Below are 847 nucleotides of genomic sequence, written 5' to 3' on the forward strand. Positions count from 1 at the left end.
GATACCAGTGTGGTTCGCCGGGTTAATGGCCGCCGCACGGTGACGCTGAATATCATTCCGCCCCGGTCAGTGCCGTTGGAAAGCGGCGTGGCCCTGGTGCGCACCATGGTCCAGCGGCTGCGTGACAACGGGGCCATTCCGGACACCATCAGCATTAGCCTGTCCGGCGCCAGCGACCAGCTGCAGGCAACACAACAATCGCTCAGCGGTAACTATGTGGTCGCCCTGCTGCTGGTGTATTTGCTGCTGGTCGCCATTTTCAAACACTGGGGCTACCCACTGCTGATCATGACCACCATCCCACTGGGCATTGCCAGCGGTTTGCTGGGCCTCGCGCTGATAAATGCCGCTGGTATCAGTCAGCCTTTCGACATGATTACCATGTTGGGCTTCCTGATTCTGATGGGCACGGTGGTGAACAACCCTATCCTGATTGTTCACGAAGCCACCCTGAACATGCGTGCCGGCAGCATTGCTGCGCAGGCGGTCAGCGATGCGGTGGCATCGAGACTGAGGCCCATTGCCATGACCACCATCACCACGGTTTGCGGCCTTGCCCCGTTGGTGCTGATCCCCGGTGAAGGGACGGAGTTATATCGCGGGGTTGGTGCCATCGTGCTGTTCGGCTTGCTCGGCACCGCCATCGTCACTGTTACTTTCCTGGCTTGCCTGACGGCGCTGATTTTTGGCCTGTCCCGCAATTCTTCTGCGTAGATTCAAAAATATCCCCGCTTTCCGTTGACCTCACCCCCTAAATTGCCCACAAAGAGAGTGTGCATTTGGACGCAAAAGGGGTGGGGCAAAATGTCCTGCCTGGATGTGCCGTATCGCTATCGCTATTTCACTT

At 57.9% G+C, this 847-nt stretch carries 1 protein-coding gene; it reads left to right on the plus strand.

All coding sequences use genetic code 11. The features are described 5' to 3' along the window. Positions 1-714 (plus strand): efflux RND transporter permease subunit (locus A3754_RS03790; protein WP_156496758.1); only part of this gene is annotated, 714 nt, incomplete at its 5' end. Positions 715-847: the final 133 nt, after the last annotated feature.

This window comes from Alcanivorax sp. HI0083 (assembly GCF_001635175.1).